This window comes from Streptococcus parapneumoniae (assembly GCF_037076355.1).
GTDB lineage: Bacteria > Bacillota > Bacilli > Lactobacillales > Streptococcaceae > Streptococcus > Streptococcus parapneumoniae.
This window is the reverse complement of sequence record NZ_AP026968.1, coordinates 408105-424801: the sequence shown is the minus strand read 5'-3', so window position 1 is coordinate 424801 and position 16697 is coordinate 408105. Positions and strand designations below refer to the sequence as shown.

The window sequence follows — 16697 nt, the reverse complement described above, 5'->3', positions numbered from 1 at the left end:
CCTTTCTGATTGCAAATGGAAACCTGAGGCCAATACTCAATGAAAATCAAAGAACAAACTAGGAAACTAGCCTCAGGCTGCTCAAAGCACTGCTTTGAGGTTGTAGATAGAACTGACGAAGTCAGTAACCTACATACGGCAAGGCGACGTTGACGCGGTTTGAATTTAATTTTCGAAGAGTACAAGACCCCAGGTTTTTCTTATTCATAGGTTACGACTGTGACCGCACCCTTGTCATACTCAGCGATAAAGATATTGGCCACATTGTCATGCCCTTGCTTGCTGAGATTATCAAGCAGCCACTCTTCGCTACGACCAATCGATTCCAAGACATCGACTTGGATCACACCGTCAGTCACAACTGGATACTTGGGATTTTCATCTCCCATTTGGACCACGATGAGTTGGCCATTTTGTTCTTGCACAGCTCGTTTAACTTGCTTCATCTGGAAAATCCCTTGGCTACGAAGTTTGAGGGCTACATCCGCTGCAGACAAGCCAACTGAACGGCAGGCTTCTGGGTCAATCTTCCCATTTTTGATGAGGAGAGTTGGTTTCCCATCAATCAAGCGTTTGACAAAACGAACATTGTTATTAAGCCACTTGAGGGTCAAGACCAAAATCGTCCACATCATCAGAATCACTGCGTACTGGAGAATGCTAATAGAACTATTGTAAATCACCCCACCGATGATACCACCAAGAACATAGTTCTGAATTTGGTCTGTCGCAGAGTTAGGCGCTAGATTCCCCTTTCCTGTCACATTGATAACAAAAACCAGCGAGAAGAGACCCAAGGCCAGTTTGATTAAAATTTCTATATAGTTGAGTGTCATTTGTTTACCTCCACCAATTCAATAGCGTCTGTTTGATGCAATTCTAATTTCTCTAAAAGATACTTGTCTGGTTGGCTCCCATTCATAGCGCGGTAGAAATTTGAACCTACCTTGACAAGCGCTCCATCAGTGGTTGCAGAAGTATTGACATAAACTTCTGATTTATCCACTCCCAAATCTTTAGAAACGACCTCTATAAAATGAAGGGAGGTTTGAAATTGATTGTTAGAGGCTTGATTGGTCTGGTATTTGAAATTGTCACCAAAAGCATGGCCACTAAAGTCAGGGCCAAAATCATGACCAATTCCCGAAACTTAGTCCCCTTTTTATCTCGATAAGCCTTAAAAGCAAAAAACCCTGTGATAGCTAGGAGAAGAATCCCCAAGCCAATCATGATGCCATTTTGCTGACTGATTTGGCTAAGCACATAGTCATATGAGTAAAATTTCATTTATTTTCACTCCCTTTCATAAAATCATTCTTCATTATAAACGAAAGAGAGTGATTTTTCAAACCATACGTTGGGGAAATAGACATATCAGACCAACTTCTCAAACTAATGACTCAAATACCTGTTTCAAGATTCTAATTTTGATAATTGATAAGAATAGACACTAGGAATTATCACTACAAAGAAAAGTGTCAAGAAGAATACCCAGTAAACATATAGTTGCACAAAGGAATTTAGAAACAATAACAATCCTCCTAATACCCAAATTTTTCCAGCTAGACGATGCGTTTTTCTCCAGTTTTCATCATTCTCCAAGGTCCACGGAAGTCGAATACCGATTATATAATTTCGGTGTGTTTTTGGTAGATAATTTCCAATTACGATCATAACGACTCCCATAAAAATCTGAGCTAGTAGCCCACTCATCATGGAATAACCCAAAGATTCTCCAAAGATAGAAATCATTAATAGACAAGATACAAAAGGAATAATCCAGTAAATCAAAGCTTGTATTTTTGAACTGATATTGCTAGATTTAGGATCCTTAATCATTAAAAATAGAAGCAACCAATGCATCAAAAGCATGAGAGTAGGTAATCCAAAGATAGCAAACATTTTATGATTGTAGCCATCTGCTTGACCCAGTAGATTAAAATGAGTGGGTATCTCCTCTGGTAATTGATTCCAGAAAACACAACCTACAAGGGAAGGTAGTAGGATGAGAATGCTCGTAAATAATACCAATTTCTTATTGATTTTTATCTTCATCAAAATGATCTCCTTTCAGATCTGCTAACCAAACCATTATATCCTCTAAAACCGATGTATTTAACTCATAATAAATAAAGTTTTTTTCTTTCATTTCATGAATCAAATCCGCTGCTTTCAAAATCGTGAGATGATGTGAAATCGTTGCACTTGTCAACTCGAATTGACTGGCAATTTCTCCTGCAGATAATCTACCTGCTTTGAGTAAATTTAAAATCTCTCTCCTAACTGGATGAGATAAGGCTTTAAAACTATTTGCAAAACTCATAATGACTCCTTTCCCTTTGTAATATTAGTAGGGCTAGGACTAAGCAAGGTAGAACTGATAGCATTCCAGTCGGTGATGGCCCTAAAATCAAGAGGCTTGAAACTTTTTCTCCTGGTAATTGAAAGAGTAACCCAATACCTGCAGTTGCATTGATTGCCCCATGAAATAGGGCAGAAGCCCAGATAGAACCTGTCTTTTCCAACAACCAGCTCAACAATATTCCTAGGCTAAAACAAGATAGAAACATAGCAACAACTCCCAAAACAGGATAAGCAAAATAAGATAGTCCATAATTATAGCCTTGCAAATTGATTGGTAGATGCCAAAGACTCCAAATGAGACCAAGCAAGACATGAGTCTGAACTATTGAAAAGCGTCCTCTTAGAGCTGGGTAAAGATAGCCACGCCAACCAATTTCCTCTCCCAATGCAAAGAAACTATTAAGAAAAGGAGCGTAGGTCAAACTAGCTAGGATTTGAATCAAGAGCAAGGAAGATAAGGGAATGGCTGATTGAGAGACACCTTTTTCTTGTAAGATGGCTTGAATAGATTCAAAACCAAGGCTGAAATTACTAGGGAATACAAGAAAATAAAGTCCTGCTCCTAAAAAACTGATAACTGCTGGTAACCAGATAGCTAGTAAGTAAAAGCGCCAGTTCCTCTTGATATTCACGGCTAATTTAGATTTGATTCCACTAGGTTGATTCGTGATTTTCCCTAAAATAAAGACTGCAAGTGCAGGCATCCACATGGCTACAATACTAGTAAGTTGACTCCATGGAGAATTTAGACCAACACCACTTATCCATAGTGCCAACCATATTATCCAAGCAAGGCCATAAGCAAAGACCACAAAAAGAAGGATTGTTCTCTTATTTGACATATATGTAACTTCACTTTCTATTTAGATGTTTTTCTAAATAACATTATACACCTTTCTATTCTAAACACAAGAACTATTTAGATTTTTTTCTAAATAGTTTAGGGGATTTTTATTTTCTCAGGATAAAGTCTAAAGAGTGATTTTTCAAACCATACGTTGGGGAAATAGATCTTTTTTTGGTATAATAAAATCTATAATCTGAATGAAAAAGGTAACTTTATGAAACTTATCTCATGGAATATTGATTCCCTCAATGCTGCCCTAACTAGTGACTCAGCTCGTGCCAAATTGTCCCAAGAAGTACTAGAAACTTTGGTCGCTGAAAATGCTGATATCATCGCTATCCAAGAAACCAAGCTTTCTGCCAAAGGGCCTACAAAGAAACACTTGGAAATTTTAGAAGAACTCTTCCCAGGCTACGAAAACACGTGGCGCTCTTCTCAAGAGCCCGCCCGCAAAGGCTACGCTGGTACCATGTTCCTCTATAAGAAAGAACTCACACCCACTGTCACTTTCCCAGAAATCGGTGCCCCTTCTACCATGGACTTGGAAGGTCGTATCATCACTCTAGAATTTGATAAATTTTTCGTGACCCAAGTTTACACTCCAAACGCTGGCGATGGCCTCAAACGCTTGGAAGAACGCCAAGTCTGGGATGTCAAATATGCTGAGTACTTGGCTGAACTAGACAAAGAAAAACCAGTCCTTGCGACCGGTGACTATAACGTAGCCCACAATGAAATCGATCTTGCAAATCCTGCTAGCAACCGCCGTTCACCTGGATTTACCGACGAGGAACGTGCTGGATTTACCAACCTCTTGGCAACTGGATTTACCGACACCTTCCGCCATATTCACGGCGATGTTCCAGAACGCTACACTTGGTGGGCACAACGCAGTAAGACTTCTAAAATCAACAATACAGGCTGGAGAATCGACTACTGGCTGACAAGCAACCGCGTGGCTGACAAGGTGACCAAGTCTGATATGATTGACTCAGGAGCTCGCCAAGACCACACACCCATTGTCATGGAGATTGAACTCTAAGGAGAAAACGAATGGACTATCAAGCTGTCATTCCTGAATTTGTAGTATCTGACATCGAAAAATCACGCCACTTCTACTGCGACCTGCTAGGATTCTCTGTCGAATACGAGCGTCCAGAGGAGAAATTTCTCTTCCTCTCGCTTGAAGACTGCCAACTTATGCTAGAAGAAGGCAGCGCAGAAGAATTAGCTCAGCTGACCTATCCTTTCGGGCGCGGTGTCAATATTTCCTTTGGCATTGCAGATGTTCCTCAGCTCCACCAAAAACTGCTGGAAGCTGACTATCCTATCCATCGTCCCCTGACAAAAAGAGAATTTCGAGTAGGAGATAGCTTTATATATCCCCATGAATTTGCGATTTTGGATCCAGATGGTTATTTTTTAAGATTTAGCGAGTAGAATAATAAAGACTGGGAAAAAGTCTTTAAAGTTAGAAAAAGGCATATTGTCAAGTTTTGAAAAATCTTGATAATATGTCTTTTATGATGAAAAAATCTTCTAATACTCTTCGAAAATCAAATTCAAACCACGTCAGCGTCGCCTTACCGTACTCAAGTACAGCCTGCGGCTAGCTTCCTACTTTGCTCTTTTATTTTCATTGTTCGTTTTTATTTCAAAACACTAACAAAATATTTGATTTCTAAAGTTATTTAGTGTAAAATAAAAACATTGGCTCAAGCCTATTTGAAATTGAATATCGTTTTACTTGTTTATGTCGTGAATTGGCACGACGTTTCTACAAGGTGCCGGAACACCTAACAATAAGTAAGTCAGCTTGAGGTATGGTCTTTTTTGCCATGCCTATTTTGGGGACTTGCTTAGAGATTAAGTAGGTCCTTTTTTCTATCCATTTTACTGGATAGAAATCTGAAACAAGCAAATGGATTGGCTTTTAGACTTTAGGAGGTCTTATGAAATTATTAGAAGAGTGCATCCTCAAGGATGGGCATATCTTGGGTGATAACATCCTCAAGGTGGATTCCTTTTTAACCCACCAAGTTGACTTTAGCTTGATGCGAGAGATTGGTAAGGTTTTTGCGGAAAAATTCGCTGCTGCTGGCATTACCAAGGTCGTGACCATTGAAGCGTCAGGCATTGCCCCAGCCGTTTTTACAGCTGAAGCTTTAAATGTGCCGATGATTTTCGCCAAAAAAGCTAAGAACATCACTATGAACGAAGGCATCTTAACTGCTGAAGTTTACTCCTTTACCAAGCAGGTTACCAGCACCGTTTCTATCGCTGGAAAATTCCTCTCACCAGAGGACAAGGTCTTGATTATCGACGATTTCCTTGCTAACGGCCAAGCTGCTAAAGGCTTGATTCAAATCATCGAACAGGCCGGTGCCACAGTCGAAGCCATCGGTATCGTGATTGAAAAATCCTTCCAAGACGGTCGTGATTTGCTTGAAAAAGCAGGTTACCCCGTCCTATCACTTGCTCGTTTGGATCGTTTTGAAAATGGTCGGGTCGTATTTAAGGAGGCAGATCTCTAATGCAAACTCAAGAAAAACACTCGCAAGCAGCCGTTCTTGGCTTACAGCACTTATTAGCCATGTACTCAGGATCCATCCTGGTTCCTATCATGATTGCGACAGCCCTTGGCTATTCAGCTGAGCAGTTGACCTACCTGATTTCTACAGATATCTTCATGTGTGGGGTGGCAACCTTCCTCCAACTCCAACTCAACAAATACTTTGGGATTGGACTCCCAGTCGTTCTTGGAGTTGCCTTCCAGTCGGTCGCTCCCTTGATTATGATTGGGCAAAGCCATGGTAGTGGCGCTATGTTTGGTGCCCTTATCGCATCAGGGATTTACGTGGTTCTTGTTTCAGGCGTTTTCTCAAAAGTAGCCAATCTCTTCCCTTCTATCGTAACAGGATCTGTTATCACAACAATTGGATTAACCTTGATTCCTGTCGCTATTGGAAATATGGGAAATAACGTTCCAGAGCCAACTGGTCAAAGTCTCTTGCTTGCAGCTATCACTGTTCTGATTATCCTCTTGATTAACATCTTTACCAAAGGATTTATCAAGTCTATCTCTATTTTGATTGGTCTGGTTGTTGGAACTGCCATTGCTGCTAGCATGGGCTTGGTTGACTTCTCTCCTGTTGCAGCAGCACCTCTTGTCCATGTCCCAACTCCACTCTACTTTGGGATGCCAACCTTTGAAATCTCATCTATTGTCATGATGTGTATCATCGCAACAGTGTCTATGGTTGAGTCTACTGGTGTTTATCTAGCCTTGTCTGATATCACGAAAGACCCAATCGACAGCACGCGCCTTCGCAACGGTTACCGCGCAGAAGGTTTGGCCGTACTTCTCGGAGGAATCTTTAACACCTTCCCTTACACAGGATTTTCACAAAACGTTGGTTTGGTTAAATTGTCAGGTATCAAGACTCGCCTGCCAATCTACTACGCAGCTGGTTTCCTGGTTCTCCTTGGACTCCTTCCTAAGTTTGGCGCCCTTGCCCAAATCATTCCAAGCCCTGTCCTCGGTGGTGCCATGCTGGTAATGTTTGGTTTTGTGTCTATTCAAGGGATGCAAATCCTCGCCCGTGTTGACTTTGCTAACAATGAACATAACTTTCTTATCGCAGCAGTTTCAATCGCTGCAGGTGTCGGACTCAATAACAGTAATCTCTTTATCAGCATGCCGACAGCCTTCCAAATGTTCTTCTCAAACGGAATCGTCGTAGCCAGCCTACTCGCCATTGTCCTCAATGCCGTATTAAATCATAAAAAGAAATAAGAAAAAGAGGTGCGAGCCTCTTTTTTGTTTTTCTATATCCTTACCTGTCTGTCTTCTGACCGTTGGCCTGTGACAAACATGGTAAAGGTTGCTTTGCAGACATTTCTGCCTTCTTGATTGGTAATATCGACATCCACTACGCAGGTTGTGCGACCTTGATGGACACATTCTCCTTTAATGGTCAATACATCGTCGAGTTTTCCTGCTTTGAGGTAGTTGATAGAGGACTGAAGTGTCACTACGTCTAGTCCTAGCGAGATGAGCACCAAACCACTAATCTGGTCGCAAAGGGTAAAGAGATAGCCACCATGGGCATAGCCATAGTAGTTGAGCGACGAGTCCACTACTTTGGTCATCACCACAACGTGACCATCTTTCATCTCTTTAATTTCATAATTTTCAAAAGCTGATATAGCATCAAAGTGAAAATCTTTCATCATTTCCTCCTGATATTTCAAACGACACTATGATACTACTTTTTATAGGACTGTGCAAGGATAAAGCTCCTAGTCTGGCAAAATTCCGACCTGCTCCACAAAGCGCATAAAGGCTGCCTGTCCTTGTTCTGTCTGCTTGTAGACTCCTGCATCCTCAAGTACACGCGCAAAGATAGCACCCACAGAGTCTTTGACGATTTCAAGGGCTCTTTCTTTATCCGCTAGATCTGGATGTTGGACTTTGAGTTGGTCTACCCATTCCTGATGATAATCGGCAACTGTATCAGCTTCTCCTACAAGATAGCTAGCAACTTGCTCCACTTCTTCTTTCAAACGTGGTGGCAAGATTGCCAAGCCCATGACCTCAATCAAGCCGATATTTTCCTTCTTGATATGTTGGACATCCTTGTGAGGATGATAGATGCCATCAGTATGTTCTGCAGAAGTCTGATTGTCCCTCAAGACCAAGTCCAACTCAAACTGGCCATCGCGTTTACGGGCAATGGGTGTGATGGTGTGATGCGGTGTTCCGTCCGTCTCTGCTAAAATCTGCACTGCAGGATCTGAATACTGACGCCATTCCTGCAAAATCTTGTCAGCTAAATTGATCAAATTTTCTTTGGAATCCGAAGTCAAACGCAACACTGACATAGGCCACTTGACAATTCCAGCCTTGACCTGCTCAAAACCTGCAAATTGAAAAGTCTTTTGCAAGGGAGCCAATTCCATCGGAAAGACGTGACGGCCTCCCTGATAGTGATCATGAGTGAGAATAGAGCCCCCCACAATCGGCAAGTCGGCATTAGAGCCCGCAAAATAGCCTGGAAACTGCTCTACGATAGCCAACAGACGTTCAAAACTCTGACGACTAATGGCCATGGGACGATGCTGGCCATCTAAGAAAATACAGTGCTCATTAAAATAAGCATAGGGCGAATACTGGAAGCCCCACTCCTGACCAGCCATTTCAAAGCGGATAATACGGTGGTTGCTGCGAGCTGGGTGGTTAACTCGACCATGGTAGCCCTCATTCTCTAGACAAAGCTGACACTGAGGATAATTACTAGCTTGCACCAACTTGGCTGCCGCAATCTCTTTGGGATCCTTTTCAGGCTTAGAGAGGTTGATGGTAATTTCAAGTTCACCGTAATCAGATGGAACACGATAAGCGATATTTTTAGCAATGGCCTTGAGTTTGATGTAGTCATTTTTCTGACTGAGTTGGTAAAAATCCTCTATCGCTTGCTCAGGAGATTGGGCATAGGTTGCCCAAAAGTCACGATTGACCTGACTCGGACAAGGAGTCACCAAGTCCATCAGTTCAGCGCCAAGGATTTCACGCGCAGTCTGACTATCCTCAATCGTCTCTAATCGAACGGCTTCCTCAACCAGCTTGTCCTTGAGGTCAATCACTTTATCCAGATCCGTCTCAACTTCCAAAACACCGTCTCCCACTCGTGCCAAGACACGATTGGTCAGGTAGATTCGATCCATTTCCTCAAATGAACTTTCAGAAATGACATGTGTTACAAATTTATCTACTAAGGTCACTATAGAGCCTCCTTCTGACTAATCAAGGACGCGAGTGCCACCTGCAACTTCAGCGATATAGAAACTTGGAGCATACCCAACTACTTCCTCGTAGTGTTTGCCTACAACTTCCTTAAAGGCCTCAACAGTATCTTTTTGCACCAAGGCAATGGCACATCCGCCAAAACCTGCTCCTGTCATACGAGCACCGAGAACTCCTTCTTGTGCCCAAGCTGTATGAACAAGGGTATCCAATTCCAAACCAGTTACTTCATAGTCATGCTCTAGGGAAACGTGTGACGCATTCATCAAACGACCAAATGTTTCCAAATCTCCTGCTTGAAGGGCTGCTTGAGCTTTGAGGGTACGTTGGTTTTCAAGCACAGCATGGCGAGCACGTTTCAAACGATTTTCATCTTTGATTAGGTAGCTATATTGGTCAAAGACCCACTCGTCCAATTCACCCAAAGTCTGAATATCCAAGGCAACTTGCAATTCTTCCACTGCTTTTTCACACTCAGCACGACGTTCATTGTATTTAGAGTCCGCCAATTCACGACGTTTATTGGTGTTCATGATAACAACGACATTGTCCTTCAAATCAAGTGGCACCAAGTCGTATTCTAAAGTATTGGTATCTAAGTAAATAGCACGTTGGTCAGCCCCCATACCGATAGCAAACTGGTCCATAATGCCAGAATTTACTCCGATAAAGTTATTTTCTGTTTGTTTTCCGATTTTAACCAAATCGAGACGCTCTAGTTTTAAATCAAAGAGATGCTCTGCCACGACCCCTGTCAAAAGTTCCAAGGATGCTGAAGAAGACAGGCCAGCACCATTTGGGATATTCCCATAAACATAAAAATCAAAACCTTTATCAATCACGTGCCCAGCTTCTTGCAAGAAATGAAGAACCCCTTTTGGATAGTTGGTCCAGTTGTGCTCTTTTTCAAATTTGAGGTCAGCGAGAGGCACTTCGATAATGCCCTTGTCCTCAAAGTTAGCTGAGTAGAAACGTAAAACTTGGTCGTCACGCTTACGAGCAGCCCCATAAGTTCCTAAGGAAATAGCTGCTGGAAATACATGTCCACCATTATAGTCTGTGTGCTCACCAATCAAGTTGATACGACCTGGTGAAAAGAATGTTTGGTCTGCTTCTTGACCAAAAACAGCAAGAAAGTCTTTACGAAGAGCTTCTGCAGTAAGATGTTGTGTCATATGATTTCTCCTTTGACTGTCCGTTAAGTCACCTTAACGTGTAATCGTTTTCTTCTATTGTATCCAAGGGATTTCCTAAGGTCAATCCTTTTTACTAAAATTTTACTAAACTATCAGTAAAAAGCAGAAAAATATGATATACTAACCTTAAAGAAGGAGGATTTATGGCTACCTTAAAAGACATTGCACAGCTAGCCTCTGTCTCTATCGCGACCGTATCCCGCGTCCTCAATCGCGACCAGAGCCTATCTGTTACAGAAGAAACCAGACACCGTATTTTAACTGTTGCTGAAGAGCTAGGCTACACCAAGCACCTCAAAACAGGCGAGTCCCATAAGCCCAAGCAAAAGATTGCCATTATTCAATGGGTCAGCGAACAAGGGGAGCTAGACGACCTCTACTACTACCAGATTCGCCTAGGCATCGAAAAAAGAGCCCAAGAGTTGGACTATGATATCTTGCGCTATTTTAATGACCATCCTTTTACCCTGAGCGAGGAAGTGATTGGAATTCTCTGCATCGGAAAGTTTAGTCGAGCTCAGATTTCTGCCTTTGAAGAATACCAAAAGCCCCTTGTCTTTCTAGACAGTGATACTCTTTCACTAGGACACACCTGTATTATCACGGACTTTTATACTGCCATGAAACAGGTTGTCGATTATTTCCTCAGCCAAGGAATGGACCGTATCGGGATTCTAACAGGCCTTGAAGAAACAACTGACCAAGAAGAAATCATTCAGGATAAGCGGCTGGAAAATTTCAGAAACTACAGTCAAGCGAAGGAAATCTATCATGATGAACTGGTCTTTCAAGGAAGCTTTACTGCCCAGTCTGGCTATGACTTGATGAAGGAGGCCATTCAGTTCTTGGGAGACCAACTCCCGCCAGCATTTTTTGCAGCCAGCGATAGTTTAGCTATCGGTGCTCTCCGTGCCCTCCAAGAAGCTGGAATCAGCCTGCCAGACCGCGTCAGCCTCATTTCCTTTAACGATACTAGCCTGACCAAGCAAGTCTATCCTCCCCTCTCCAGCATCACCGTCTATACCGAAGAAATGGGCAGAGCAGGCATGGATATTCTTAATAAGGAAGTACTCCACGGTCGCAAAATCCCTAGCCTTACTATGCTGGGAACCAGACTGACATTGAGAGAGAGTACAAGGAATGATTAGGATTACAAAACGACCTCTAGCAAGGCTGTTTCTCTAATAATCTCTATGATTCTGCTCCAACTCACACCTTTCGCTTATGTGCTTGGTGACTTTCTAGGTCTGCATCAACTTCAATGGTAATATTTTGAAAGCCACAATTTTTGAGGAAAATTCGAATAGATTCTTTACAAGTTTCCATATGCTCCATCTCTTTTAAACAAACATGGACAATGGCATTTTTTTCCAAACCATCCATAGTCCAGAGATTAAGCTGATTGATACTAGCGACATGGTCCAATTCTGCTAAATCCGTCTTGATCTTCTGGATATCTACTCCTTCTGGCACTGCATCGAGGAATATCTTGAGCGTGCTCCAAAAACGTGGAAGGGCTTTTGACAGAATAAAGAAGGAAATAACAAGAGACAAGAGCGGATCCAAGATATACCAATCGGTAAATCGAAGAACAATGGCCATCAGGATGACAGTCACCCAACCCAAGGTATCTTCCAGAAAGTGCAGGCTGAGAATGGATTCGTTCTTGGTTTGTCCTTTGCGAATGACGAGACTCGCTAGCACATTGATAGTAATCGCAATAATTCCTAACCAGAGAATCCCCTCATCATTGACCGGTTGTGGATGAAAGATTTTCGCTATATTTTCCAAAATGACCAAAACGGACCCTGTCATAAGAATCACAGCCGTTACCATGGCCCCTAAAAGGCTAAAACGCTTGTAGCCCAAGGTATAGTGGCTGTCTTCTTCACGATTGGAGATACTTTCCAAAAAGGCTGAGATCCCAATAGCAATCGCATCTCCCAAGTCATGCACCGAGTCAGCAAGAACTGCACTGGACCCAAACACTCCACCAGCGATAAACTCGACAATGGCATAAGTCAAATTTAAGAAAAAAGCTAGCCAAACAGTATATTTTGCCTTCATATTTCTCATTCCTTTGTTATAATAGATTTATGAACATCTTGTTCATTATCATTATCCACTAAAACTCAAAGAAAGGATAGAAGCAAAAGGTCAGCTTTATTCAGTTCTGAACAATTTGCCCCAAGTGTCCATATGACTAAGATTGACCGCCGTATCAGTAAAACAAAAAAAGCCATCTATCAAGCTTTTCTACAACTTTTGAATGCTAAGGGCTACGAGACCACTACTGTTCAGGATATCATTGATCTTGCAGATGTGGGACGCTCCACCTTTTACTGTCACTATGAGAGTAAGGAGCTGCTTCTGGACGAGCTCTGCCGCTACCTCTTCCATCACCTCTTTGAAAGAGAAAAATCCATTTCAACTAAGGTTTATCTCGCCCATCTCTTTCTTCATTTTCAGAAAAACCAAGACCATATCACCAGTCTGCTATTCTCCAAAAATGACTACTTCCTTCGCCAACTTCATAAAGAACTGGAGCACCATGTCTATCCCATGTTGGCTGATGAGTTGAAAGAATCTCACCCAAGTCTGCCTGTTTCTTATCTCCAACACTTGGTCGTGACCAACTTTATCGAAACCTTGACCTGGTGGCTCAAAAAAGGGCAAGACTTCACAAATCAGGAAGTTGTCCAGTTTTATCTAGACCTTCTCATTTCTAAAGACTAAATACAGACTAGAGCTCAGTTGCCTTATGCCCAGGCTACTGAGTTTTTATCTTTTCGACAATAAAAGAGGAACTACTGCTCCTCTTTTTCATCATATCCAATCCTTGATTATCAACTCTATCTGTTTTATCCCAAAACTTAAAACATCTTTTCCTAGTTAGGTAAATCAGTATTCTGCTTGGCTGCCTTACTCCACTGGTACCATCCAACTAGACTGTTAATGAGATAAATTAGATATTTCCCTTGAATTTGCAGGCTTTCTCCCCACCAGAGATAGATAGAAAAGACATTGGTAGCTGCCCAGAATATCCATTGTTCACGGTAAACAGCTGTCATGAGTATTTGCCCTACCCCATTGGTCGCATCTGTGATTGAATCACGATAGGGACGATTGGCACCAATAGACTGATAAATAAAACCAAAGGCCAACCACCAAAGAACACTAATGGAAAGATACTTGGTCCAACCCTTGCCATCCAGCTTACGTGCAACAAACTCCTGCTTTTCTTTCTTAAACTGGGCTTGATAAATCCAAACCAAGAGACCAATTGGCTGCATAATTGTAAAATAGAGAGTTGTTAAAACCTCACCATAGAAGCCTTTCTGTAGTGCCAAAATAAGGTAAATAACAGAGTTAATCAAGCCAAAAAGATAATTACTTGCTCGACCTTCCGATACAGAGATAACGCAAATAATCCCTGTCAAGCTACAAATCATCCCAATCCAGTCAACAATACGGTGTTCATAAATCAATTCCAGCCAGAGAGGAAAACTTCCTAAAACCAGCAAATACAGCCACTGGGCAAAGCTACGATTGGCAAAGAGGTCATTCCAAATAGCCTTCATAGTTCCTGAAAATCCTAAATCAGTCATAGCCGCAACCATACGACGGTAACCACCTGACATTTCACCTAGAGTTGTTTTGATATTTTCAATTTTCTTTTGCAAATAAGTATGCATCATTTCTCCTTTTGTTTTTAAAGAGCCGTGTCTGGATAGACTTTCGGACGCAACGCTCTATTAGATAATGAACTGTCTATACACAAGATTTCTAACCTTAGTCGACATGAGTTGAAAATCCTTATTTGTTAAGTAGTTCACAACACATTATACACCTATTTTATGAATAGCCAAGTGTATTTACAGATAAATTTTAGAAATTCCTGAAAATTTTCTCTTTCTTTCCATTTTAAGTGACATTCAATAACCCTAAAATCAAAAAAGCCCAGACGACATTGTCTGAGCTTTCTTCTATATAATCGTTTAACCAAGTTGAGTTTAGCTTTTCAAGCTATTTCTTCAACAAGCCTTGTTCTTGGAGAAACTCCTTGGCTACTTGTCCTGCTGACTTGCCTTCAACACTGACTTGGTAGTTAAGCTGGCTCATCTGGCTTTCAGTAATTTTACCAGCCAATTTATTGAGAACTGTTTCCAACTCTGGATGTTTCTTGAGAAGAGCTTCTTTCATGAGTGGAGCCCCTTGATAAGGTGGGAAGAGTTGCTTGTCATCTTCCAAGACCTGCAAATCATAACGCTCCAATTCCGCATCAGTCGAATAGGCATCCGTAATTTGAATATCGCCTGACTGAATAGCCTGATAGCGAAGAGCTGGTTCCATAGTCGCTACATTGAGATTGAGACCATACATTGATTGCAAGCCCTTATTTCCATCCTCACGGTCATTAAACTCAAGTGTAAAGCCTGCCTTCAGCTGTCCTTCCACTTTTTTCAAGTCCGAAATGGTCTTCAAGCCATATTCCTGAGCAATCTTTTTCGGAACAGCTACAGCATAAGTATTTTGATAAGACATGGGTTTGAGATAGGCTAGATGATCCTGCTTGGCAATGCCATCACGCGCTACATCATAAACCTGCTCTGGCTCATGACTCACTTTCGGTGATGGCTGAAGCAAACTTTCAGTCACCGTACCAGTAAATTCAGGATAGATGTCAATATCGCCTTTTTTCAGAGCTTCATAGAGGAAGCTTGTTTTCCCAAAATTTGGTTTAACAGTCGCAGTCATACTGGTATTTTCTTCAATCAGCAATTTATACATATTGGCCAAAATTTCTGGTTCTGGACCCAATTTTCCAGCAATAACCAAGTTTTCTTTCTCTTTTTGAGCTAAGAGGGCTGGACTATAAGACAGACCTAGCAATAAGGTCACCAAGGCAAAACCTGAGAAAATCGTCCGCAATTTTGCCTTTTCCATCACTTTTAGTAGGAAGTTAAAGGCAATGGCTAGCACTGCAGAAGAAAGGGCCCCAATCAAAATCAGACTGGCATTATTACGGTCAATTCCCAAAAGGATAAAGGAACCCAGTCCCCCTGCACCAATCAAAGCCGCCAAGGTTGCCGTACCGATAATCAAGACAGCTGCTGTCCGAATCCCAGACATGATAACAGGCATGGCAAGTGGAATTTCAAACTTCTTGAGTCGCTCCCATCTGGTCATCCCAAAGGCAATCCCAGCCTCTTGCAGACTCGGATCAATTCCCTTCAACCCAGTGATGGTATTTTGTAAAATCGGAAAGATCGCATAGATCACTAGAGCTGTCAAAGCTGGCAAGGTTCCAATTCCCATCAAGGGAATGAAAAGACCCAACAATGCCAGTGACGGGATGGTCTGGAAAATCCCTGCAATCTGCAAAACCCAATCCGCCAACTTCTCATGATAGCGAAGAGAAACAGCCAAAGGAATCGCGATAAAAATAGCTAGTAACAGGGTCAAAAGTGACAACTGCAAATGTTGAGATAGAGCTGTCAACCAATCACTAAAACGATCCTGAAAAGTTGCAATTAAATTAGTCATGAACACTACCTCCAAACAAGTCTGCTACAAAGTCTGTTGCAGGAGCTTTTAAAATGGTCTCGGGATTCGCCACCTGACGAATCTCTCCATCCTGCAAGACAGCAATACGGTCCGCCAATTTCAGAGCTTCATCCGTATCATGGGTTACAAAAATAGTTGTCATCCCAAATTCTTTATGCAATTCTTTCGTCAGAACCTGCAACTGTTTTCTCGAAATAGCATCCAAGGCTGAAAACGGCTCATCCATGAGGAGAATCTTAGGCTGACCAATCATGGCACGGACAATACCGACCCGTTGCTGTTCTCCACCAGATAATTCACTCGGAAGTCGATGCCCATACTCGGCTACTGGTAAACCAACCTTAGCCAAGAGCTCTTCTGTTTTCTGAGCAATTTCTTCCTTAGTCCAGCCCTTCATCTCAGGAATCAGGGCAATATTTTCCTCAACCGTTAGATTGGGAAAGAGAGCAATGGCCTGTAAAACATAACCAGTAGACAGACGAAGCTCCCGCTCGTCATAGTCTTTGATGCGCTTGCCATCCATATAAATATTTCCATCAGTCGGTTCCAAGAGACGGTTAATCATCTTAATCATGGTCGTCTTACCGGATCCAGAAGGCCCAACTAAAACCATAAATTCCCCATTATCAATCCGTAAATTGACATCTCTCAAGACATCTTTTTCTGTGTAGCGCAAGGCTACATTTTTGTATTCAATCATTCTTTGTCCTCATTTTAAAACTTTCCTCGATTGGTCATGTCTTCTACCTTAGGCATGACTTCCTTATTGTCCCAATGCTCTACAATTTTTCCATTTTCTAAACGGAAGATATCGTACTGGGCATAATCAACTCCATCAATCTGAGTCTGACCATAGCTAACCACATAGTTTCCTTGTCCTAAGAGTTGGAAAACAAAGTCAAAAGTGGCCTTTACT

At 41.9% G+C, this 16697-nt stretch carries 17 protein-coding genes, 2 pseudogenes and 1 riboswitch; of the genes and pseudogenes, 6 read left to right on the top strand and 13 right to left on the bottom strand.

Annotation, left to right across the window (positions count from 1 at the left end):
• Window positions 1-200 precede the first annotated feature (200 nt).
• The 5 genes and pseudogenes from SP4011_RS02360 to SP4011_RS02340 form a co-directional block, all read right to left on the bottom strand.
• On the bottom strand, window positions 201-836 hold the full coding sequence (locus tag SP4011_RS02360; RefSeq protein ID WP_338619693.1) for a DUF421 domain-containing protein: 636 nt from the start codon (window positions 834-836) through the stop codon (window positions 201-203).
• Window positions 833-1287 (bottom strand): annotated as a pseudogene (locus tag SP4011_RS02355) (DUF3290 family protein). Before SP4011_RS02355 ends, SP4011_RS02360 begins: the two are co-directional and overlap by 4 nt.
• 126 nt (window positions 1288-1413) lie before the next feature.
• Window positions 1414-2055, bottom strand: a complete 642-nt coding sequence (locus SP4011_RS02350; protein WP_338619692.1) for an SdpI family protein — start codon at window positions 2053-2055, stop codon at window positions 1414-1416.
• Window positions 2036-2323, bottom strand: a complete 288-nt coding sequence (locus SP4011_RS02345; protein ID WP_000006510.1) for an autorepressor SdpR family transcription factor — start codon at window positions 2321-2323, stop codon at window positions 2036-2038. Before SP4011_RS02345 ends, SP4011_RS02350 begins: the two co-directional genes overlap by 20 nt.
• A complete protein-coding gene (locus tag SP4011_RS02340) occupies window positions 2307-3206 on the bottom strand; it encodes a type II CAAX endopeptidase family protein (RefSeq protein WP_338619690.1) in 900 nt (299 codons plus the stop codon). The genes SP4011_RS02345 and SP4011_RS02340 overlap by 17 nt, the downstream gene beginning before the upstream one ends.
• Window positions 3207-3425: 219 nt before the next feature.
• On the opposite strand from SP4011_RS02340, the gene SP4011_RS02335 reads away from it, so the two are divergent.
• From SP4011_RS02335 to SP4011_RS02320, 4 genes are all read left to right on the top strand, one after another.
• Window positions 3426-4253 (top strand): exodeoxyribonuclease III, encoded by an 828-nt coding sequence (locus SP4011_RS02335; protein WP_166736232.1) that lies wholly within the window; start codon window positions 3426-3428, stop codon window positions 4251-4253.
• Window positions 4254-4264: 11 nt separating this feature from the next.
• Window positions 4265-4651, top strand: a complete 387-nt coding sequence (locus SP4011_RS02330) for a bleomycin resistance protein (RefSeq protein ID WP_000386216.1) — start codon at window positions 4265-4267, stop codon at window positions 4649-4651.
• A 287-nt stretch (window positions 4652-4938) separates the two neighbouring features.
• Window positions 4939-5034, top strand: a riboswitch (purine riboswitch).
• Between the two features lie 129 nt (window positions 5035-5163).
• Complete coding sequence (locus SP4011_RS02325) at window positions 5164-5745, top strand: xanthine phosphoribosyltransferase (protein ID WP_338619688.1); 582 nt, start codon at window positions 5164-5166, stop codon at window positions 5743-5745.
• Window positions 5745-7007, top strand: coding sequence for a nucleobase:cation symporter-2 family protein (locus tag SP4011_RS02320; RefSeq protein WP_338619687.1), 1263 nt, complete (start codon window positions 5745-5747; stop codon window positions 7005-7007). Before SP4011_RS02325 ends, SP4011_RS02320 begins: the two co-directional genes overlap by 1 nt.
• Before the next feature lie 32 nt (window positions 7008-7039).
• Here the strand turns inward: SP4011_RS02320 and SP4011_RS02315 are convergent, their stop codons facing one another.
• From SP4011_RS02315 to SP4011_RS02305, 3 genes are all read right to left on the bottom strand, one after another.
• Window positions 7040-7444: a PaaI family thioesterase gene (locus SP4011_RS02315; RefSeq protein ID WP_261048474.1), complete on the bottom strand. Its 405-nt coding sequence runs from the start codon at window positions 7442-7444 to the stop codon at window positions 7040-7042.
• Window positions 7445-7513: 69 nt separating this feature from the next.
• Entirely contained in the window at window positions 7514-8995 is a 1482-nt protein-coding gene (locus tag SP4011_RS02310; protein ID WP_262081308.1) for a UDP-glucose--hexose-1-phosphate uridylyltransferase, read from the bottom strand.
• Between the two features lie 18 nt (window positions 8996-9013).
• On the bottom strand, window positions 9014-10192 hold the full coding sequence (locus SP4011_RS02305; protein WP_338619685.1) for a galactokinase: 1179 nt from the start codon (window positions 10190-10192) through the stop codon (window positions 9014-9016).
• Between the two features lie 164 nt (window positions 10193-10356).
• On the opposite strand from SP4011_RS02305, the gene galR reads away from it, so the two are divergent.
• Window positions 10357-11361, top strand: a complete 1005-nt coding sequence (galR, locus tag SP4011_RS02300) for a DNA-binding transcriptional regulator GalR (RefSeq protein WP_049511520.1) — start codon at window positions 10357-10359, stop codon at window positions 11359-11361.
• 61 nt (window positions 11362-11422) lie between these two features.
• Here galR and SP4011_RS02295 read toward each other — a convergent pair whose 3' ends face one another.
• The gene (locus tag SP4011_RS02295) at window positions 11423-12280 is read right to left on the bottom strand and encodes a cation diffusion facilitator family transporter (protein WP_049511521.1); all 858 of its coding nucleotides are present in this window, start codon (window positions 12278-12280) and stop codon (window positions 11423-11425) included.
• 132 nt (window positions 12281-12412) lie between these two features.
• Here SP4011_RS02295 and SP4011_RS02290 point away from each other — a divergent pair, with 132 nt between their 5' ends.
• Window positions 12413-12949, top strand: a complete 537-nt coding sequence (locus tag SP4011_RS02290; protein ID WP_338619684.1) for a TetR/AcrR family transcriptional regulator — start codon at window positions 12413-12415, stop codon at window positions 12947-12949.
• 152 nt (window positions 12950-13101) lie between these two features.
• On the opposite strand, the gene pnuC is transcribed toward SP4011_RS02290, so the two are convergent.
• The 4 genes and pseudogenes from pnuC to SP4011_RS02270 all read right to left on the bottom strand — a co-directional run.
• A complete protein-coding gene (gene pnuC, locus SP4011_RS02285; protein ID WP_000557784.1) occupies window positions 13102-13908 on the bottom strand; it encodes a nicotinamide riboside transporter PnuC in 807 nt (268 codons plus the stop codon).
• Between the two features lie 331 nt (window positions 13909-14239).
• Window positions 14240-15760 carry an ABC transporter permease/substrate-binding protein gene (locus SP4011_RS02280; RefSeq protein WP_000182941.1) on the bottom strand — a complete coding sequence of 507 codons (1521 nt, stop codon included), beginning with the start codon at window positions 15758-15760 and terminating at the stop codon, window positions 14240-14242.
• Window positions 15753-16481: an ABC transporter ATP-binding protein gene (locus tag SP4011_RS02275; RefSeq protein WP_000575218.1), complete on the bottom strand. Its 729-nt coding sequence runs from the start codon at window positions 16479-16481 to the stop codon at window positions 15753-15755. Before SP4011_RS02275 ends, SP4011_RS02280 begins: the two co-directional genes overlap by 8 nt.
• Window positions 16482-16495: 14 nt before the next feature.
• Window positions 16496-16687: pseudogene (locus SP4011_RS02270) on the bottom strand (polyketide cyclase); the annotation flags it as partial.
• Window positions 16688-16697: the final 10 nt, after the last annotated feature.